The organism is Streptomyces adelaidensis, assembly GCF_016598475.1.
Taxonomy (GTDB): domain Bacteria; phylum Actinomycetota; class Actinomycetes; order Streptomycetales; family Streptomycetaceae; genus Streptomyces; species Streptomyces adelaidensis.
Window position 1 is genome coordinate 1 of sequence record NZ_JAEMUX010000123.1, and the last position, 19,221, is coordinate 19,221.

Here is a 19,221-nt window from a genome sequence, read left to right on the forward strand (position 1 = left end):
CTGCTCGTAGGGCGCCGTGGAGGGGCGCCCTACGGTGGTTGCTTCCGTCCTCACAGGAGGGTGGACCACGGGTGACGATCCAGGGTGACGGCAAATACCGCGTCTACGCGCGGAACGTCGCCGCTTGTGTGGGTCGCCTCAACCGCTGTCCTCGAACGCGGAGGTCTCGGCGGGCTTCACGTTCGCTGATGTCGCGTGATATGTCCCAGCTCGCCACGTCGGAGAGTAGCTCAGCGCGGTTGTCGTGCGTCGGCAACCGCTTTCCGCGTTTTCGGCAAGTCCGCGCTGAGGCATCTGGTTTTAGTTTCTGGAATGCCAGTTCAGAGCACACTTGATCGACCCGTCGAACGGCCTCCGAAGTGCGAACTACCGAAGTAGCCTCGTGCTACCGGGATTCCTCGCAGGGTGGCCCTGGTGACAGCTAAATTCGACGCATGACCAGTACTCGTCGAATAGCCAAGGCGGTCATCCCGGCTGCCGGACTGGGCACACGCTTTCTCCCTGCGACAAAGGCCGTTCCCAAGGAAATGCTGCCGGTGGTGGACAAGCCCGCCATCCAGTATGTGGTGGAGGAAGCCGTGTCGGCTGGCTTCTCCGAGATTTTGATGGTGACGGGGCGCAACAAGCGCTCCCTGGAAGATCACTTCGACCGCGGGTTCGAACTTGAGAGCGTGCTCAGGGGAAAAGGGGATGACGCGAAGCTCGCCCGGCTGGCGTCGTCCGCCGCGCTCGCGAGCATTCACTACCTGCGCCAGGGCGACGCCCAAGGGCTCGGTCACGCCGTTCTGCGGGCCGCGTCGTACGTCGGGGGCGAACCCTTCGCTGTCCTGCTCGGCGACGATCTGATCGATGCCAGGGACACCCTGCTCGGGCGCATGACCGAGGTTCATGAGCGGTACGGGGGCAGCGTCCTGGCGCTCATGGAGGTGCCTCGGGAGCAGATCGCCCGGTACGGGTGCCCGGCCGTGGCAAGGACTGAAGAACACGACGTGGTGCGGGTGACCGACCTGGTCGAGAAGCCCTCGCCCGCCGAGGCGCCGAGCGGGTACGCGGTGCTCGGCCGCTATGTCCTGGACTCCGAGGTGTTCGGCGTCCTGCGCCGCACCCGTCCGGGGCGCGGCGGTGAGATCCAGCTCACCGACGCCCTGCGCGAGTTGTGCCGGGGCGACGGGGTGACGGGGCCGGTGCACGGTGTGGTCTTCTCCGGCCGCCGGTACGACACCGGGGATCCCGGCGACTACCTGCGCGCCGTCGTGCAACTCGCCTGGGAGCGGGAGGACCTGGGGCCAGGGTTCCGCGAGTGGCTCGGCGAGTTTGTCGCATCGAACACGACTGTGTGCCCGCGCCCCGTATCGGCGATACGCGGTCTCGGGGCTGCGTAGGCGCTTTTCTCGTCCCCGCCTGTTCCTGTCGTGAACGTGCGGTTACGAAATAATGAAGGAGAGAATCGTTGGATCTGCAGTTCTTCGGCAAGGTTTACCTCGTCACCGGAGCATCATCGGGAATCGGTGCGGCCACCGCGCGTCTACTGGCAGTCGAAGGAGCCTGTGTCGTCGGAGTGGCACGCAGCACAAAAGAAATTGACTCGATCGGTGAGAACGTTTCTTCGGTATCTGCGGATGTCACTGACCCGGACGCGGCCCAACGTATCGCTGATACCGTTCTGGAGCGTCATGGCCGTATCGACGGGCTGGTGAACAATGCCGGTGGGCTCGATTCCCGCAAGGGATTTCTCCACACGACGGACGCACAGTGGAAAGCGACCTTTGAGCTCAACTTTCATTCCCTGGTCCGGATGACGAAGGCCGTTCTTCCCGCGTTGGTCGACCAGAAATCCGGGAGTGTTGTACACATCGCGAGCGAGGCGGCCCGGTTTCCCGACGCACCGCTGCTCGACTACGCGGCGTCCAAAACCGCGCTGCTGTCGATCTCCAAGTCCCTGTCGGCGGAGTTCGCGCCGCTCGGGGTGCGCTCCAACGTTGTCTCACCCGGGCCTACCCGGACTGCGCTTTTCGACGCGCCGGGCGGCTTCGCTGAGCAACTCGCCGAGCGGTACGGGATGTCCCCGGATGATGCGATCGACCACTTCATCCGCGAAGAGCGTCGGCTTCCCAGCGGCCGGATCGGGCACCCCGACGACGTGGCCAGGGTCATCGCCTATCTGCTCTCCCCGCTGGCCGGCCAGGTCACCGGTGCCGAGTGGGCCGTCGATGGCGGCGCACTGCGGCAGATCTGACGACAGGGCACCGTCCCACCGTTACTTCCACGCCCATCACCCTCTCCTTCACTTGAGGTGCACATGACCGAGTTGCCCATGAGTCGGCGCTCCGTTCTCGCCCGCAGCGCCGCTCTTGCCGGCGGTGCCACGGCGGTTGCGGCCGGTGCGACGACCGCAGCCACCTCCCCGGCATACGCAAGGGAGCCGTACGACGTCGGGGCCCTCATCGGGCCCGAGGACCCCCGCTACCCACTGCTGACCACGGGGAACAACCAGAGGTACGTCGCCGCCCCCGAGTACGTGAAGATGATCCGTTCGACGGCGGACGCCGAACGCGCGCTTCGCTCCGCTCATCGGGCCGGCAAGCGGGTCTCGGTGCGCAGCGGCGGGCACTGCTTCGCCGCCTTGGTGTGCAACCCCGAGGTCGAGGTAATCCTGGACTTCTCCGAGATGACGGACGTCGGATACGACCCGTCCAGGCGGGCCTTCTACGTCGAACCCGGCGCCCGACTGCTCAACGTCTACGAAGCTCTGTACAAGGGCTGGGGCGTGACCGTACCCGGCGGCATCTGCTACAGCGTCGGAGCGGGCGGCCACATATCGGGCGGCGGCTACGGCCTGCTCTCCCGAGCCCATGGCCTCATCGTTGACCACCTCTACGCCGTGGAGGTCGTTACCATCGATGAGAAGGGCACAGTCCGCACCACCGTCGCGACGCGGGAGAAGGACGACCCGAACCGGGACCTGTGGTGGGCTCACACGGGTGGTGGCGGTGGCAACTTCGGGCTGATAACCCGCTACTGGTTCCGCTCACCCGATGCCCGGGGCAGCAAGCCCGGCGACCAGTTGATCTCGCCGCCTTCCAAGGTCCTCGTGCACGCCGTCGATCTTCCCTGGTCCGACCTGGACGAGGCGAAGTTCGCGCGGCTTCTGAAGAACTTCGGTGCCTGGCACGAGGCCAACAACGCACCCGACTCCCCGTACCGGCACCTGTCGAGCCTTTTCAACGTCAGCGCCAAGGCACACGGCAGCCTGGGCATGTTCACACAGGTCGACGCCACCGTGCCCGGTGCCCGGAAGCTGCTCGACGACTATGTCACCGCCATCACCGCCGGCACCGGTCTCGTGGTCAAGCCGATGACCAAGGCGAACGGGGAGATCCCACACCTGGCGAACCTGGCCGAGCCACGCGAGATGCCGTGGCTCAACGCCACCCGCATGGTCGGCACCAACAACCCCACGATCACCGACCCCATGTCACGAGCCGTGCACAAGTCCGGCTACATGCGGAAGAACTTCAGTGACCAGCAGATCGCCGCGCTGTACAACTACATGACCCGCCCGGACTTCGACAACCCGGACACGATGCTCGTGCTGTTCTCCTTCGGCTGCCAGGTCAACGCGGTCGCGCCGGACGCGACGGCCAACGCGCAGCGCGACTGTGCGTTCAAGATGACCTTCCAGACCTTCTGGCCGGACGAGCGGGACGACGACTTCCACCTGGACTGGATCCGCGGTCTGTACGCCGAGTTCTTCGCCGAGACCAAGGGCGTTCCGGTGATCGGCGATCGTACGGACGGCTGCTACATCAACTACTGCGACACCGACATGGCGGACCCGGCGTACAACCGTTCCGGTGTCCCCTGGCACACCCTCTACTACAAGGGCAACTACCCCCGGCTCCAACAGGTCAAGAAGCGCTACGACCCGGGCAACTACTTCCGCCACGCCCTGTCCGTCGAGCCCGCCAAGAGCTAGGGCCGGGTTCAGGGCCGACCTCTGTCGGATTCCGTGCCGGAACAACGGAGTTCCCGTGTGCCGGAACCGGCCTCTCACGCGACATCTCAATCGGGAGACACCTGATGCGATCTGTTGCCGTGGTCCTGGGCACCCGCCCCGAGGCCATCAAGTTCGCCCCGGCGATACACGCACTGCGGGACGACCCCCGCTTCGAGCCGATCGTCATCTCGACCGGCCAGCACCGGGAAATGCTGGACGAAACACTGCGCGCGTTCGACCTCACCCCCGACATCGACCTCGGGGTAATGGTCCCCAAACAGACACTCTCGCAGACCACTTACCGTGCGCTGCGCGAGCTGGAAGGCCAACTCAGCACTCGGAAGGTCGAGGCCGTGCTGGTGCACGGCGACACGGCGACCACGATGGCCGGCGCCCTGGCCGGCTTCCACCACCAGATCCCAGTGGTCCACGTGGAAGCGGGGCTGCGCAGCGGCTTCCTCGGGTCCCCCTTCCCCGAGGAGGGAAACCGCCGAATGGTCGCCCAGATCGCGGCCCTGCACCTCGCGCCCACTCCGGGCAACAAGGCGAACCTGCTCGCCGAGGGCATCGCCGAGGAGACGATCGCGGTGACCGGGAACACCGTCATCGATGCCCTGCAGTGGGCGAGCGACAAGGCGGACAGCTTTGGCCACCCGGCGCTGGAGGACCTGGCCGACGACCGTCGGCGAGTGGTGCTGGCATCCGCCCACCGGCGGGACGCCTGGCCTCACCTTCCCGAGATAGCCCGGGCGTTCGCCAGGATCGCGGACGAGCCCGACACTCGGGTGGTCGTGCCACTGCACCGCAATCCGTCAGTACGCCAGGCGATGCTGCCCCACATCGGAGGGCATCCGAACATCACGATCGTCGATCCGCTGCCGTACCTGAACTTCTGCAGACTCATGCGGCGCGCCGACATCATCCTCTCGGACTCCAGCGGAGCCCAGGAGGAGGGCCCGGCGCTGGGCAAGCCGACGCTGGTGATCAGCAACGTCACCGAACGTTCGGAAGCCGTGGTCGCGGGCACGGCTCGCCTGGTCGGCACCGCGTACGACGGCGTGTACGCCCACACCGTACGGCTGCTTCGCGACAAGGAGGCATACGCGCAGATGGCCTCCGCCGCCAATCCGTACGGCGACGGGCGGGCCACGCGACGCACGATCGACGCGCTCGCGCACTTCTTCGGCGACGGCCCGCCCGCGGAGCCTTTCGTGCCGGAGACCCCGCTCAACGACCTGACCGACGAGACGGTACACACAGGGGAGTACGCGCGGACATGACCGGGACGACAACCAGTGAGCAGCCGACGGACACGCGTGCGGGCACCCAGGACGGTGTGCGCGCACTGAACTTCACCGGCACACACATCGCGGCGACGACTGTGAGAGGTATCGACGAATACCGGATCGACGGCCGGGCGATCGTGGTCAACTGCGGGACGCGGGACGCGTACGTCACCGAGTCCCCGATGCGGCCGATTCCACCCCTGACTTCCACGATCGTGGCGGGCGCAACGGTCGGGCGGGCCGACCTCCTCGTCGTGCTCCGCGTCCACGACGAGGCGAGCGATGACATCGGCGGGATCGTGGGCGAGCCGGGCTGGAACCTGCTGGGCGAGGTGATCGGCGACGGTCCCAGTACCACTGGCGGTCTTCCCTTCGACAGGAGGATCCCCCTGTGGCGAAGCCCGCAGGACACCATCGGCCAGGTCGAGTTCGACCAGGCACACCTGCTGCGGGAGACGGCGGGGGAGGGGCCGCCACAGCCTTTCGAGGTCAGGGTCAACCTGTGGTTCGCCCCGGCGGCCACTGACTGTTTCATCCACAACCAGCATGACTTCATCGAGGTCCACACGCAGGTGGCCGGAGTCGGCCGCATGCAGAAGTTCAAGGAGCAGGACCACTCCACGCTCTACCAGGACGTCCTGATGAGTCCCGGCTACACCACCCCGGACCCCTTCTGCTCCCCCGGGCCGGACGGCTCCTACACCTACCCCTGGCACCAGTACTACGCCGACGCCGACTGCGTATGGCTGGCCATCGAGTATCACCGCGTCGCGCGGTGACCGTCGAGCGGAGACACGACATGACCGAGATACGCACCCCGAAGTTCACCCCGGAGCTGGTGGCCGACCAGCTCCGCGACGGCTACTGGCTGGAGGCCCCCGACATCGACGGCGACGGCCGGCCCGACCTGTTCGGGTACGGGCTGCGGCTGGGCGAGATCTACTGGTACCAGAACAACGGCGAGTGGACCCGGCGCCTGGCCGCCGACGGGTTCCGCATGCCGGTCGGCGCGGACTTCGCCGACGTCAGCGGCAACGGCGCGGCGGACATCGTCGTCTGCTACGAGCTGTACGGGCCGATCGGCACGATCGTCGACCCCGACCCCGAGGGCGGCAAGATCGCCTGGTTGGAGAATCCCGGTTCTCCCGACAAGGACCCCTCCCGCTGGAAGAAGCACTACGTAGGCCGGGCCACCGGAATGCACCGCCTGCGGGCGGGTTACTTCACGCAGTCGGAGCGGCTGGAGATCATCGGGCTGCCGATTGTGGCCGAGGCGGATGTGCACGCGGTGCTGCCGGTGGTGCTTTTCACCCAGCCCGACGACGTGCTGACGGCCGCGGAATGGCCGATGACGGTCATCGACGACAGCAGCTTCCGCATGATCCATGGCGCGGAGAAGAAGCGGGGTCTCCTTCCCGGCTCGGACCGGGACTCGCTCCTGCTGGCTTCCGACGAGGGCGTCACCTGGTTGTACTACGACGCGGGGCGCGGCGAGTGGCAGCGCGAGCTCGTCGGCACCGGCGAGCTCACCCAGTTCGAGAAGACCGGCTTCCGGGGCAGCGGTGACCTCAACGCCGGGCGGCTCGGCGACGACCCCATGGCGTATGTCGCGGCGATCGAGCCGTTCCACGGCAACACCGTCGCCGTCTACACCAAGCGTGACGGTGGTCCGGCGGCCGGCGGAAGCTGGGAGCGGACACTGCTGGACGTGTACGGCGATCCCAACGAGAACGGCGAAGGTCCCGGTCACCAGATCGTCTGCGCCGACTTCGACGGCGACGGGGACGACGAGTTCCTGGTGGCACTGCGCGGCCCGTGGCCCTGGCAGGGGGTCATGTACTACAAAGCCGTCGACGCGGCCCAGGGCATCTGGACGAAGTGGCGGGTGTCGGACGAGTCCGTCGCGCGGATCGCCACCGCCGACTTCAACGGCGACGGGCGGATGGACTTCGCGACGATCGCGTACTCGGTGCAGAACTACTACGTGGCCAAGGACGCGAAGATCGTCCTGCATCGCAACGAGATCGACACCGTCGGCTGAGGTTTTGTTCCCCGCGCCCCCTCGGGGCGCGGGGTCCCCATCTCCCTCGCCCTCCCAGCGACAGGATTGTCATGGTTTCAACGAACCTGGCCAAACTGCCGTCGCTCACCGGTCTCCGGTTCTTCGCGGCGCTCCTGGTCTTCTTCTTCCACTCCTCTCTCTCCAACTCGCCCATCCCGCCGAATGATCCGATCAACCCGTTCGCCGACTCCGGCATCGCGCACGCCTACGAGCAGACATTCCTCAACACCGGCTACATCGGGGTGTCCTTCTTCTTCGTGCTCTCCGGCTTCGTGCTCACCTGGTCGTCGCGGCCGGGGCAGTCCGTGCGGGCGTTCTGGCGGCGCCGCATGACGAAGATCTTTCCGAACCACCTCGTGGTGTTCACGGTGGCGTTGATCCTCTTCGCCGGTGCCACGATCAGTTCGGTCGGCCAGTGGCTGCCGAACATGCTGCTCGTGCACACCTTCTTCCCGCAGCCCGAGATCAACCTCAGCGTGAGCCCGCCGAGTTGGTCCCTGGGCAGCGAACTGCTCTTCTATCTGTCGTTCCCGCTGCTGATCGTGCCGATCCGGAAGATCCGGGACGGGGCGCTCTGGGCCTGGTCGGCGGTCGTGGTCGCCGGCACGGTCGCGGTCCAGCTGGTCTCGATGTACCTGATACCGGCCACGCCGAAGTCGGCGATCACCCCGATATCCGACATGCAGTTCTGGTTCGGCTACCTGTTCCCGCCGGGCCGCCTCTTCGAGTTCGCGCTCGGCATGCTGCTCGCGCGGATCGTGCTGGCGGGCCGCTGGCCCAGCCGCATCGGCATCGGGGTGTCCCTGGGCCTCTGCGCGATCGGTTACGCGGCCGGGTTCGTCCTGCCGTTCGAGTACACCTTCGTCGCCGCCACGATCATTCCTATCGGGGCACTGATCGCCTCGGTCGCTGCAGCCGATGTCGCCGGGCGTCGCACCTGGCTGCGCAGCCGCCCCATGGTGTGGCTCGGCGAGGTCTCCTTCGGTTTCTACCTCGTCCAGGGTGTGTCGATCTTCTACCTGCGTTCCCTGCTGAACGGCTCCGCCTACGGCGTGCCCGGCGCGGTACTGCTGATCGTGGGGTTCTTCGGCGCGTCCCTGCTGGGCGGCTGGCTGCTGTACCGCTTCGTGGAGATGCCGGCCATGCGCCGGCTCAGCCGCAGCCGCAAGAACTCCCGTTCCACACTCCCGGACGTTCCCGCCCCGGTCTCCGCAGCGGCGGAGCCCGCCGAGCAGACCTCGCTTCGCGCGCTGTGACAGAACCCGCTGACGGCATGGGTCCGTCAGCGGGTTCTTGCCTCGCCGCCCCGCTGCGTGGGCCTGGACCGAAGGGTTCAGCCCCTTCGGCTACCCCGGCGGACGGGACGGGCAGGGGCGACCGTGGGACACAAGCCCTCGGCCTTCGCCGTCGCCCAGCGGTTCAGGTCGCCGCCGGAGCCACGGACCGAGGCCGGTCGGCGAAGACCTCGGCGAGCAACCGGTACGAGGTCAGACGGTCGGCAGGGTCACAGGTCAGGGTGTTGACCATCACCTCGTCGACGCCGTGCTCGGCGGCCAGGGCCGTCAGGCGCCGGTGGACCTGGTCCGGAGTTCCCCACACCAGAGAGTCCCGGCGGGCCACGGCACGTTCCGCCTCCAGGGTGGTCCACCGGTGGGCGAGAGCTTCCTCGGGAGTGGGCAGTGGAAGGTCCTCGCCGAGATCCTTGCGGCTGCGCCACAGCAGGACGCTCTGCACCAGAGCCTCGGCCCGGTCCTCGCTCTCGGCCGTGACCACGCGCACCGCGAGAACACCGCCGGGTGAGGGGCGGCCTGTCTGCTCGGTGTAGGCCGCGCGGTAGGACGCGAGGGCCGCTCGCGCCGGACCGGGCACCAAGAAGTGCGCGAAGGCGTAGTCGGTTCCCAACCGCCCTGCCAGCTCGCCGGAGTCGAGACCCGCCCCGAGGAGCCACATCCGGGGGTCTACGGCGGCAGGGCTCACGTCGGTACCGGTGGGCGTCCCGTCGCCGTCCAGACCCAACAACAGGCGCACCGCGCGGACCCGTTGCGGATAGTCGTGGGCCGGGCCGCCGGCACGGCCGAGGCCCAGGTCGACACGGCGGGGGAACACCGAGGCGAGTACGCCGAAGACCTCCGCCACCTTCGCCGGCGGATAACGGGGCAACAGCACTCCGCCGGTACCCACGCGCATCCGCCGAGTGTGGGCCAACAGGATGGCGGCGAGGATCTCGGGGGCAGTGCCCGCGAAGCCCGGCGAGCCGTGGTGCTCCGCCGTCCAGTAGCGGACGTACCCCAACTCCTCTGCGGCCTGGGCCAGTTCGACCGACGCGTGCAGGGCGTCCGCGGACGAGAAGCCCGCGCCGATGGGCGACTGGTCCAGCACCGACAGACGCAGCGTCGCGGATGATGCCATGGGCGGCGCCCCTCTCATTTCCCCGCCCGCGCGATGGCGGGCACGATCCGGTAGTCGCGCTGGAAGACCAGGTTGTGCAGGTCGCCGGTGGCGATGGCCCGCAGCGTGGGTACCTCCGCCTCCGCCTGCTCGGGCGTGAACACGTTCAAGGGCCAGTCGTGGACGGTCGCGCCCCGCAGATGCGGGTGGTGGAACCCGCCCCCGTAGTAAGCCAGCAACGTGATCGGAGCGATCTCGGTCTCGCGCTGCTCCGGCCACGACAGCGTCCACGACGCTCCGAGGCCGCCGTCCCTGGTGCGCCGGACTCCAGTCGCGTCGACCTCGCCCTTGCCGAGGAACAGAGCGGCATCGAACTCGTCCAAGACCTGCACGGCGTAGGGGTGGAGCAGCTCGACAGCCCGCCGGAAGTGCCGTTCCTTGCCGAGGCGGGACACTGTGTCGCCGCCCTCGCCATGGCTGCCGTCGCGCAGGTCGGCGAAGTGCCGGGCCAGCGCTTCGAGGTGCAGAAGGCCGGTGGCGTGCTGTGTGTTGTCGGTGGTCATGTTGTCTCCTTCCGTGGCCGCAGCCGGTCGCGCAGCAATGTGCCGAGCCATTTCCGCAGGGGAGGGCCATGCGGATCGGAGCCGTCGGCGGCGAGGAAGACGGCGTGCGGGGTGTGGGGGAAGACGCGCAGACGTACGTCGTTTCCCGCTTCCGCCAGGCGCCGCGCATACTCCGTGACGTCGTCGGCGACAGGGTCGAGGTCCCCGACGGCAAGGATGGCCGGGGCCAGCCCGTCGAGTCGCACGGCTTCCAGTGGGGTGCTGTGCAGCTTCACGCCGTCGCGTACGGCGGTGCTGCTCGCCCCCCGGTACCGTCGCCACGCCTGCCGCAGGTCCTCGGCGGCGGGGAACGCGCCGGGGTCGCGCGTATAGGAGGGGGCGGAGCAGGCGGGGTCGAGCGGCGGGTAGGCCAGTACCTGGGCGGCGAGCGGCTCACCCCTGTCGCGGCGGGCGAGGGCCGCGCAGGCGGCGATGGTGCCGCCTGCGCTGTCGCCCCCGACCACGACCGGCTCGCCGTGCTCTGCCTGCTCCCCGGCCCAGGACAGTGCGGTCAGGACGTCGTCGAGCTGCGCCGGGTGACGGTGGCGGGGTGCCAGGCGGTATCCGACGCTGACCACGGTGCAGCCCGACACCCGGGCGAGGTCCATGACCGGTTCGTGCCAGTGCTCCACGGACCCCGCCTGCCAGCTGCCGCCGTGCGCCCACACCATCCGGCCGTACGGGTTCGGGCCGGGCCGGTAGACCCGCACCGGGACGCTGTGCGTCCCGGCGTCGAGCGACCGGCCCTCCCAGCCGGCCGCCTCGCGCTGTAGGTCGTCGAGGCGTCCGGCGGAGAAGGGCCGTAAGCCGGCGTCCGGCGGCCCGTACCGCCCGTCGTCAGTGCGCACTCGACCGGGCGCCGCGCAGGAACACAGCGCTGGTGAGGGTGCCGAGGAGCACGATGGCGGCGTTGACCGCGATCGCTACCTTCAGGCCGCCGAGGATCGCGGAGGCTCCGGTGCCGGCCATGGCGGCGGTGGTGATGGCGCTCATGATGGGCGTACCCATGGTGATGCCGACCTGCTGGGTCATGGTAGCGAGGCCGGTGGCCAGGCCCTGTTCGTGGTCGGCGAGTCCCGAGGTGGCGGTGACCATGAAGCCGACGATGACGAGCATGTTGCCGACGCCACCGGCGAAGGTGGCGACCAGCAGCAGCCACATCCACGAGCGGTCGTCGCCGAGGCCGAGCAGGGCCACGGTGAACACGGTCTGCAGGATGCCGCCCACGATCAGCGTCTGCCTGGTGCCGATCTTCCCGATGACCCGAGGGGCCGTGGAGCCGCCCACGACCGTTCCGATGCCCAGTACACCGAAGGACAGACCGGCGGCGAGCGCGGAGAAGCCGAGCACCTCCTGGAGGTAGAGGGTAAGCAAGAAGACCAGCGAGGTCTCGGTGAGGAACGCGATCAGACCGGCGACGTTGCCCCAGGCCACGGAGCGTTTGCCGAGCACGCTGAGCGGGACCAGCGGCGCGGACACCTTGCGCTCGACGGCGTAGAACACGAGCATCAGTGCCACGCCCGCGGCCAGCGGCAGCAGCGCATCCGCCGAGCCCCAGCCCTTCTCACCGGCCTGGGTGAGACCGAAGACGATGGCCAGCAGACCGAGCGTGACGCTGATGGCACCGGGCAGGTCCAGCTTCGGGCGCTCGTCGGGACGGGACTCCTTGATGACCGTCGGGGCGATGATCAGCACCGCGAGGGCGACGGGCACGTTGATGAAGAACGCCCAGCGCCAAGACAGCAGGTCGGTCAGCAGGCCGCCGAGGATGGCTCCGGTGGTGAACCCGGCGGACATCAACGCCCCGTTGAGGCCGAGCGCCTTCTCGCGCAGCGGACCCTCCGGGAACGAGGTCGTCAGGAGCGACAGCCCGGCCGGGGTGACGGCGGCGGTGGCCAGCCCCTGGCAGACGCGGGCCGCGATCAGTACCTCCGGGCTCTGCGCCAGGCCGCCCACGAGCGAGGCCGCGCCAAGGAGGACGAGGCCGCCGAGAAACAGCCGACGACGGCCGAACAGGTCCGCGACGCGGCCGAAGAGCAGAGTGAAGCCGGCGGCGCATAGAGCGAACGAGGTGGCGATCCATTGCAGGTGCCCGAGTGAGAAGCCCAGGCCCTCACCGATCACCGGGAGCGCCACGTTCAGGATGGAGAAGTCCACGGCCAGCATGAACTGGGAGGCGAGCAGCAGCACCAACACGAGCCGGAGCCTGGGTGTGAGTACGGTCGGTGGCGTGTCGGCGGGGGTGCCGGACGCGGTACCGGCAGCCTCCGAATCAGTGACAGACATGACGTCGAGTCCTTTTCCTCAAAGTTCCTGATGGTTCCTGACACCCGTGCACACTCGGTCGCAGCACGCGCGGTTACGGAGAAGAGGCTCGTTGATGCCAGGACCGCCAGCCAGATCCCTGTCTCGCACAGCCAGCGGGAGGGTAGTCATCAGAGGACCACCCTCACGGCCCCCGGCCCTCGGGACAGGCGGGCATGATGGGAAGTCAGTGGCTACGGCCAGTCGCACTCCGCCCACCTGGAGGCATGGATGGACGCCCCGTCCGAGCTGGGAGACTTCCTCAAGTCCCGCCGCGCCGCGCTGCGTCCCGAGGACGTCGGCATCACGCCGCACCCGAACCGCCGCCGCGTCACCGGCCTGCGCCGCGAGGAGCTGTCGATGCTCGCGGGCGTCAGCATCACCCACTACACCCGGCTTGAACAGGGGCGTGCCCTCAGTGCCTCCGACGGTGTGCTGGAGTCGATCGCGCGTACCTTGCGCCTGTCCGACGACGAGACGGCCCATCTGAAGGATCTCGCCCGCCCCGCCGTCGCTTCGTCGAGGCCGGCTCCGCCCCGGGTGGCACATGCCAGCGACTCGGCCCGCCAACTGCTGGCGGCGATGAGCGACGTACCGGCCCTCGTCCTGGACCGGCACAACGACGTCCTCGCCTGGAACCGGATGGGGCACGCTCTGCTCGCCGGACACCTGGCGCTCGCGAGCCCTGACACCCCGGCGACCCGCCCCAACCTGACCCGGATGCTCTTTCTGGACGAGCAGTACCAGGAGTTGTTCACCAACTGGAACGAGGAGGCCCAACTCGGCGTGGCCTCCCTGCGCCTGGTCGCGGGCCGCCACCCCCACGACCGTTCCCTCGCGGAACTCATCGGCCAACTCACCATGAACTGCGACGAGTTCGCATCTCGCTGGGCCCGGCACCCGGTACGAACCTGCACGTCCGGAGTGAAGCATCTGCGCCATCCGATGGTTGGCGCGATGGACCTCAGTTTCGAGAACCTCGTCATCCCTGGCGCTTCAGGCCAGCGCCTCATCGCTTACACGGCCGAGCCCGGCTCACCGTCGGAGGCGGCGCTACGGCTCCTCGGCAGCGTGACGGCTCCGGTGGTGGAGGACTCCACGGCGGTACGGCGCTGAACGCGCTGCCGGAACCGCCACACGGCGAGGCCGGCAGTGTTCAGGCGCTGCGCCGCTCGGCGAGCCGAGGCTCCATCGGGTGCAAGGCGTGGGCGAGGCGCATGTAGGTGTATGCCGCCGAGGCCATGGTCATGTGGTGGTGCCAGGCGGGGAATGAGCGCCCCGCGAAGTCCAGCAGCTCATGATGGCCGTCCATGAGATCCGCGGTGACGGTGGAGCTGATGTAGAGGCGGGTCAGTTCGAGTAGCTCGTCCAGCCGGTGGTGCACGAGGTTGGTGAGCCAGACCTGTGAGCTGGGCCGCCCCGCAGTGTCGAGTTCGGTGAACAGCCGGTACGCCTGGCGCCCACCGTCGGTCTGCTGTGGCATGAGGGTGGACAGGACCTGCGCCTGCCGGAACCTCCCGTCGGCCCCTGTGACCGTGGCGATGCGCCGGCTCCACGTCCGTCGCGCAGCGGGCACGCCCGTGGGCGCGTCGACCGCGGTGTCGGCCCTCACGTGGTGCCCGATCCGTGCACCGGAGGGGAGTGTCAGCTCCCGAACGCCACAGACGCTGGCAGACAACTGCCGGGGGTGGACGGCGACAACGAAGTCCCTCCCGGTGCTGTCCAGTTGGGATGTCAGGTCTCTGAAGTCGGTCGCGTCGCTCATGTCGGCCACCACGGGCACGGACAGCGAGGAGGTACGGGGGGCCATGCTGCCCATTAGGTCGAGCATGTGCTTCCACTGCGGCTGGAAGCTTTCTGTCTCGGGTATGCGGGCGCGTCGGCGCAGCTGGGGGTCATCGGTCCACTGCTGGGGAAGGAACAGCCGCCAGCCGACAGGAAAGTTCGCGCCGGGGCATGACAGGAAAAGCGCGATGCCCAACTGGCAGTTGATCCGCCGACCGGTCGAGGCATCAAACCGCTGGTGCACGCCCACGGAGTGGCCACCGCGCTTGGGCAGGACGACCGGCGTAAGGGTCCAGGCCCGCACGGACGACCTCTCCTCGACCCACCGTGTCAGTGCGTCACGGGCCGGTTCCCACTCCCATGGGCTGCTGTTGATGAACTGCTGTAACGAATACCAGGCCGTGGGTGAGGCGGACACTGACTCGGCCAACCGCCGCATGGACTTCTTGCCGTCGGTGAGCAGGAGTCCCCTCAGATAGACATGTGCCCATCGACGCTGGTCGGCTCGCGGTAGGTATCCGAAGAGTTCCTCGACCAGCGTGTCCACGGGGTGTGTGCCGGGTCCTGCCATGGCCTGCCACGCGCGTGTCGGACTCATGTCTGGCGGCCTCCCTTGGCGTCTGTGGAATCTTGGGGGTGAGGCGACGTGGTGACCGAGTGCTTCCATGCTGAGACGGCTGAGACAGCCGAGACAATGGAGTCGGCGGTCGACGCGTTCTGCTCTGCGGTACCGCGCACGACCTGGCGTCGGTCGAGACGCCCGGACAAGAGAGCGACACTCAGCCCGGCGGCGGCCAGAGCGGCGCCGATCCAGTTCGGCGCTGTGTACCCCAGTCCGTGGTCGATGGCAATGCCGCTGAGTGAGGCACCCAGCGCGTTCCCGAGATTGAAGGCGGCGATGTTTGCCGCTGCCGCCATGGCAGGTGCGCTCTGGGCCTTCTGCATCACGCGCATCTGGAGCGGCGGGACGGTGGCGAAACCGACGGCGCCGAACACGGCGATGGTCACGGCAGCCGGTACCTGGCTGCGGGAGGTGAAGACGAAGATCACGAGCACCGTGGCGAGCGAGCCCAAAACCCAGTAGAGCGTGGGCATCACGGCCCGGTCGGCGGCCCGGCCACCGACGAAGTTCCCAGCGGTCAGGCCGAGACCGAACAAGACCAGAAGCCAGGAGACCGCCGAAGCGGAGTAGCCCGCGAGACCGGTCATCATTGGTACCAGGTAGGTGAAAGAGGCGAATACACCGGCGAAGCCGAGCGTGGTCGTGAGGATCGCCAGCCACACCTGCGGATGCCGGAACATCGCCAGCTCCCCGCACAGACCGGCTCCCGCGGCAGGGCTCTGACGCGGTACGAGTAGAGCGATGCCCAACGCCCCTGCGGCCCCCAGCGCCGTGACTGCCCAGAACGTGGATCGCCAGCCGAAGTGCTGTCCCAGCAGTGTGCCCAGCGGGACCCCGAGGACGTTGGCGAGGGTCAGCCCCGTGAACATCAGCGCGACGGCGCTTGCCTTACGACCAGGGGCTACCAGATCCACCGCGACAACGGATCCGATGCCGAAGAACGCACCGTGGCAGAGTGCCGCGACCAGGCGACCGGCCATCAGCACGCCGTAATCCGGGGCGAGCGCGCAGATCAGATTGCCCACGATGAACACGCCCATGAGTACCAACAACATGGTCTTGCGCGGCAGTCGAGTCCCTGCGGCCGTCATCAGTGGGGCACCGACCACCACACCGAGCGCGTACCCGGTGACCAGCATCCCAGCACTGGGAATGGTCACCGACAAGTCGTCCGCCACTTCTGGCAGCAGACCTACGATGACGAACTCGGTGGTGCCGATACCGAATGCACCCACAGCGAGAGCTAGAAGTGCGAGGGGCACGGAAGACTCCTTTCTCGAGCAGCGTCAGGCAGCCCGACCCAGGCAGCGCGGAACGTTGAGGCATGGGCACGGGGGGCCGGGTGGGGCAGCGAGAGGGTCCGGCGGAGCCGACTGCGGGATCCGTCGAGGCTTTGGTGCATGACATGACAAAAGGCGGGGCAGGTCTGACGTTGGATGCCTTCGCGAACTGTCCATGTCCGCTGTGTGAACAGCGTCGTCAGTGTCGTTTGGGCGCTCACAGGCACGCCGGTGTGCCGTGTTGTGGTCCGGGCGGTGTGGCCTGACGTGGTGTCGCAGACCTCCCTCCAGTGCCAACCTGCTGGCAATGGCGCCAATATATTGGCGCTACCAGAAGGCGGTCAAGGTGCACTCGTGTGAACTGTCCAATACGTAGTACAGAAGACCGATGTATCATCCAGTTGACCGCACGGGGCCGAGCCGGCACCAGGAGTGAGGCGTGGCAGTAGATGACGACGGGCAGCAGGAACGTACGTTGGCCGAGCGCTTGAACGCGCTGTTCGCGACTACGCGTTGGGCAGATCCTCGAGGCCGTCAGCGGGAGTACTCGACCGCCGAAGTAGCGAAAGCGGTCACCGCGGACCCGTCCCACCCGGCCACCCTGTCGCGAAGTTACCTGGCGATGCTCCGCAACGGATCTCACACGAACCCGACGGTGGGCGTCCTTGTGGGTCTTGCGAAGTTCTTCGATGATCGTCGAGATCCGGCGTCCCCACCGATCACCGTCCATGAGCTCGTGGCACAAGAAGCGTCCGACGATGCGCTTTTGCGGCAGGTCCTGGCCAGTCGCGAGGTGCGGAAGGTCGCGATGAGGGCGGGCATGATGACCCCGGCGATGCGTGAACAGTTGCTCAAGATGATCGATGTTCTCGATCAGGACGGCACTTCTGATTCCGACTTAGGAACATAAGAAAGGGTATCGTGGCCGTACGGGAACGTCAGCTCCGCCGATATTGTCGACGTCTTCTGCGTCACCTCGACATCCGACCTCCGTTGGATGTGCAGGAGTTATGCAAAAGGATCGGTCAATATCGAGGAAAGGAAATCAGGTTAATTCCCTGGGGGTTGCCGATTCCTGGACCTTCCGGAGTGTGGATTTCCCAGTCGGCCACGGAGAGTATCTTCTACCAGAAAGAGACCTCCCGCCTGCATCAAGATCACATCATCTTGCATGAGATGGGTCATATACTTGCCGATCACGAAAATGATCTGATTCCGGTCGACGCATTCTCCGATCCGGGTCCGGACTTTCCTGGCGCCCTGCCCGAGCAGGGATTGCAGCGTACGTCGTACACGGAGGACTACGAGTACGAGGCAGAACTCGTCGCGACGATCATCCAGGAGTGGGCAGTGGTCATGAACTACGTCACGCCCTGCCCACCCGAGGACCCGGCCCTCCAGTCTCTGCGTTCTGCGTTGAACCCCCGCCTTGGATGGCTGTGATGTCCCAGGAACCGGTGGTCATCATGTTGATCATTGGGTCGATATGGAAATTCGCCGACTTGGTTCGCGCCCCTCACGATCGACTGTTACGGACCTTGGTCTCCTGTCTGCTGCTGCTACTCCTCGGCGAAGTCCTGAGCTTCCCGCAGATGATCCACGCGGTTGACGAGCTGACGGCGGTCGGCGTGGACAAGGTCGCGTACAATGCGGTGCACATGATCGGCGTATATGTGTTGGTCCTCTTCTTCATCTCGTCCGTCCTGGGCGTGAGTGCCGAATACCGGCGGCAACGACGAGTCAACACCGCACTCCTGGCCGTTGTTCTGATCTCCCTCATCACCTGCATGACGGCAACGCCCCCATCGATGCGCTCGCACACGTTGAGCACACCGCACATGGCGCAGCCGGGGATCATCGCCTTCTACGTCATCGGCAATCTCTATTTCATCTACGTTTATGTGGCGGCGAAGTTTTGGGTGTTGCGCTGCGCACGAATGGCATCACGACACTTGGCGCTTGGGTTGTGGGCCATGGTGGCCGGTCTCTTCGGGCTGATGATCGCAGCTGTCAACAGGTTGATCTGGGCGGTCCTGCGTTTCGGTGAATACGGATCGGGTGATGCGTTTCGCAGCTTCAACTCGTCTATGACTGACTGGGCGTTGAGTGTCGTCCTGATCGGGATTGGCTACTCGGCCAGCGTCCAAATGGTCTTGTGCTGGAAATCGGTCCTGCATCACCGTCGCATGTTCGGCGAACTCAGGCCCCTGTGGACGGCTCTTGTCGCCGCGTATCCGGATCTCGTACTGAACCGCGGGGTGGCGTCCGTGTGGAGCCGTGTTCGGCGTCCCCGTGCGCACGAGCGGTTCTACCGTCGGCTCATCGAGTGTCGCGACGGACTGGTGCGCCTGAGTCCTCTATTGACACGTGTAGCCCCTCACGCCGATCTTGCCCACGGCCCGCCCGAACAGACAGCCAGATACATCACCGAAGCGTTGGCGCTTCAGCCGACCACGGAGGACCCGGAGATGGCGCTCTTCGCGGCACGGGTAGCGTTGCCACCCACCAATGACCTGGGTGCGGATGTCGGTGAACTGATATCCATATCCCACGCTTTGAGTGCCAGGACATCGTAGAGGGGCTGCTGATCGCCGGCCTGTTCATCTTCGACATCCGCAAGGGATCAGGGAGGTTCGCCGCGGAAGCGGTACAACCGCGATCCGTCGCCGACAAGCGAGGTTGGGCTGCTGCGGTGGTGAAGGGCGACGCGGTTGCCCCTGCCAATTCGCTTTCCGTGTGAGGCGGCTGTAGTGGCGGGGAGGGGCATCCTGGGCTCTGGCCATGGTGCTTGCAAAGCACGACTGGGCGAAAGCTATCAATTCACGGGCACTCCGGCTGCTTTGGGAGCTACGGTCGGGGGATGTATGGCGACGACGTGTTCACTGCCGGTGGGGC

At 67.0% G+C, this 19,221-nt stretch carries 16 protein-coding genes and 1 pseudogene; 11 read left to right on the top strand and 6 right to left on the bottom strand.

The window, feature by feature from the left end; all coding sequences use genetic code 11:
• Positions 1–434: 434 nt before the first annotated feature.
• From I8N67_RS38035 to I8N67_RS38065, 7 genes are all read left to right on the top strand, one after another.
• A complete protein-coding gene (locus I8N67_RS38035) occupies positions 435–1,382 on the top strand; it encodes a UTP--glucose-1-phosphate uridylyltransferase (RefSeq protein WP_200308865.1) in 948 nt (315 codons plus the stop codon).
• A 68-nt stretch (positions 1,383–1,450) separates the two neighbouring features.
• Positions 1,451–2,236 (top strand): SDR family NAD(P)-dependent oxidoreductase, encoded by a 786-nt coding sequence (locus tag I8N67_RS38040; protein WP_200308866.1) that lies wholly within the window; start codon positions 1,451–1,453, stop codon positions 2,234–2,236.
• Between the two features lie 63 nt (positions 2,237–2,299).
• A complete protein-coding gene (locus I8N67_RS38045) occupies positions 2,300–3,976 on the top strand; it encodes an FAD-binding protein (RefSeq protein ID WP_200308867.1) in 1,677 nt (558 codons plus the stop codon).
• A gap of 104 nt (positions 3,977–4,080) precedes the next feature.
• The gene (gene wecB, locus I8N67_RS38050; RefSeq protein WP_200308868.1) at positions 4,081–5,277 is read left to right on the top strand and encodes a non-hydrolyzing UDP-N-acetylglucosamine 2-epimerase; all 1,197 of its coding nucleotides are present in this window, start codon (positions 4,081–4,083) and stop codon (positions 5,275–5,277) included.
• Complete coding sequence (locus I8N67_RS38055; RefSeq protein WP_234046940.1) at positions 5,274–6,062, top strand: hypothetical protein; 789 nt, start codon at positions 5,274–5,276, stop codon at positions 6,060–6,062. The genes wecB and I8N67_RS38055 overlap by 4 nt, the downstream gene beginning before the upstream one ends.
• A 20-nt stretch (positions 6,063–6,082) precedes the next feature.
• A complete protein-coding gene (locus I8N67_RS38060; protein ID WP_200308869.1) occupies positions 6,083–7,324 on the top strand; it encodes an FG-GAP repeat domain-containing protein in 1,242 nt (413 codons plus the stop codon).
• A 71-nt stretch (positions 7,325–7,395) separates the two neighbouring features.
• A complete protein-coding gene (locus tag I8N67_RS38065) occupies positions 7,396–8,601 on the top strand; it encodes an acyltransferase family protein (protein WP_200308870.1) in 1,206 nt (401 codons plus the stop codon).
• Positions 8,602–8,764: 163 nt separating this feature from the next.
• Here I8N67_RS38065 and I8N67_RS38070 read toward each other — a convergent pair whose 3' ends face one another.
• The 4 genes and pseudogenes from I8N67_RS38070 to I8N67_RS38085 form a co-directional block, all read right to left on the bottom strand.
• Positions 8,765–9,754, bottom strand: a complete 990-nt coding sequence (locus tag I8N67_RS38070; protein WP_200308871.1) for an MsnO8 family LLM class oxidoreductase — start codon at positions 9,752–9,754, stop codon at positions 8,765–8,767.
• A gap of 14 nt (positions 9,755–9,768) precedes the next feature.
• On the bottom strand, positions 9,769–10,296 hold the full coding sequence (locus I8N67_RS38075; protein WP_200308872.1) for a hypothetical protein: 528 nt from the start codon (positions 10,294–10,296) through the stop codon (positions 9,769–9,771).
• Positions 10,293–11,183: an alpha/beta hydrolase gene (locus I8N67_RS38080; RefSeq protein ID WP_307835491.1), complete on the bottom strand. Its 891-nt coding sequence runs from the start codon at positions 11,181–11,183 to the stop codon at positions 10,293–10,295. Before I8N67_RS38080 ends, I8N67_RS38075 begins: the two co-directional genes overlap by 4 nt.
• Positions 11,173–12,630: pseudogene (locus I8N67_RS38085) on the bottom strand (MFS transporter); the annotation flags it as partial. The pseudogene I8N67_RS38085 and the gene I8N67_RS38080, both read right to left, overlap by 11 nt.
• A gap of 240 nt (positions 12,631–12,870) precedes the next feature.
• On the opposite strand from I8N67_RS38085, the gene I8N67_RS38090 reads away from it, so the two are divergent.
• Complete coding sequence (locus tag I8N67_RS38090) at positions 12,871–13,755, top strand: helix-turn-helix transcriptional regulator (protein ID WP_200308874.1); 885 nt, start codon at positions 12,871–12,873, stop codon at positions 13,753–13,755.
• Positions 13,756–13,795: 40 nt separating this feature from the next.
• On the opposite strand, the gene I8N67_RS38095 is transcribed toward I8N67_RS38090, so the two are convergent.
• Together I8N67_RS38095 and I8N67_RS38100 are read right to left on the bottom strand one after the other, a co-directional pair.
• Positions 13,796–15,022 (bottom strand): IS701 family transposase, encoded by a 1,227-nt coding sequence (locus tag I8N67_RS38095; protein ID WP_200308875.1) that lies wholly within the window; start codon positions 15,020–15,022, stop codon positions 13,796–13,798.
• Positions 15,019–16,308, bottom strand: coding sequence for an MFS transporter (locus tag I8N67_RS38100; protein ID WP_200308876.1), 1,290 nt, complete (start codon positions 16,306–16,308; stop codon positions 15,019–15,021). Before I8N67_RS38100 ends, I8N67_RS38095 begins: the two co-directional genes overlap by 4 nt.
• Before the next feature lie 457 nt (positions 16,309–16,765).
• Between I8N67_RS38100 and I8N67_RS38105 the strand changes: the two genes are divergently transcribed.
• The 3 genes from I8N67_RS38105 to I8N67_RS38115 all read left to right on the top strand — a co-directional run bounded on the left by I8N67_RS38105 (position 16,766) and on the right by I8N67_RS38115 (position 18,902).
• The gene (locus I8N67_RS38105; protein WP_307835492.1) at positions 16,766–17,236 is read left to right on the top strand and encodes a hypothetical protein; all 471 of its coding nucleotides are present in this window, start codon (positions 16,766–16,768) and stop codon (positions 17,234–17,236) included.
• Positions 17,237–17,415: 179 nt separating this feature from the next.
• The gene (locus I8N67_RS38110; RefSeq protein WP_307835493.1) at positions 17,416–17,769 is read left to right on the top strand and encodes a hypothetical protein; all 354 of its coding nucleotides are present in this window, start codon (positions 17,416–17,418) and stop codon (positions 17,767–17,769) included.
• The gene (locus I8N67_RS38115) at positions 17,769–18,902 is read left to right on the top strand and encodes an MAB_1171c family putative transporter (protein WP_200308878.1); all 1,134 of its coding nucleotides are present in this window, start codon (positions 17,769–17,771) and stop codon (positions 18,900–18,902) included. Before I8N67_RS38110 ends, I8N67_RS38115 begins: the two co-directional genes overlap by 1 nt.
• The last annotated feature ends 319 nt before the right edge of the window (positions 18,903–19,221 follow it).

Excerpts from the sequence above, each read along its gene's own strand:
- I8N67_RS38045 (WP_200308867.1), top strand. The coding sequence starts at position 2,300 with ATGACCGAGTTGCCCATGAGTCGGCGCTCCGTTCTCGCCCGCAGCGCC.
- wecB (WP_200308868.1), top strand. The coding sequence starts at position 4,081 with ATGCGATCTGTTGCCGTGGTCCTGGGCACCCGCCCCGAGGCCATCAAG.
- I8N67_RS38095 (WP_200308875.1), bottom strand. The coding sequence starts at position 15,022 with ATGAGTCCGACACGCGCGTGGCAGGCCATGGCAGGACCCGGCACACAC.
- I8N67_RS38035 (WP_200308865.1), top strand. The coding sequence starts at position 435 with ATGACCAGTACTCGTCGAATAGCCAAGGCGGTCATCCCGGCTGCCGGA.
- I8N67_RS38090 (WP_200308874.1), top strand. The coding sequence starts at position 12,871 with ATGGACGCCCCGTCCGAGCTGGGAGACTTCCTCAAGTCCCGCCGCGCC.
- I8N67_RS38115 (WP_200308878.1), top strand. The coding sequence starts at position 17,769 with ATGTCCCAGGAACCGGTGGTCATCATGTTGATCATTGGGTCGATATGG.
- I8N67_RS38055 (WP_234046940.1), top strand. The coding sequence starts at position 5,274 with ATGACCGGGACGACAACCAGTGAGCAGCCGACGGACACGCGTGCGGGC.
- I8N67_RS38065 (WP_200308870.1), top strand. The coding sequence starts at position 7,396 with ATGGTTTCAACGAACCTGGCCAAACTGCCGTCGCTCACCGGTCTCCGG.
- I8N67_RS38070 (WP_200308871.1), bottom strand. The coding sequence starts at position 9,754 with ATGGCATCATCCGCGACGCTGCGTCTGTCGGTGCTGGACCAGTCGCCC.
- I8N67_RS38075 (WP_200308872.1), bottom strand. The coding sequence starts at position 10,296 with ATGACCACCGACAACACACAGCACGCCACCGGCCTTCTGCACCTCGAA.
- I8N67_RS38060 (WP_200308869.1), top strand. The coding sequence starts at position 6,083 with ATGACCGAGATACGCACCCCGAAGTTCACCCCGGAGCTGGTGGCCGAC.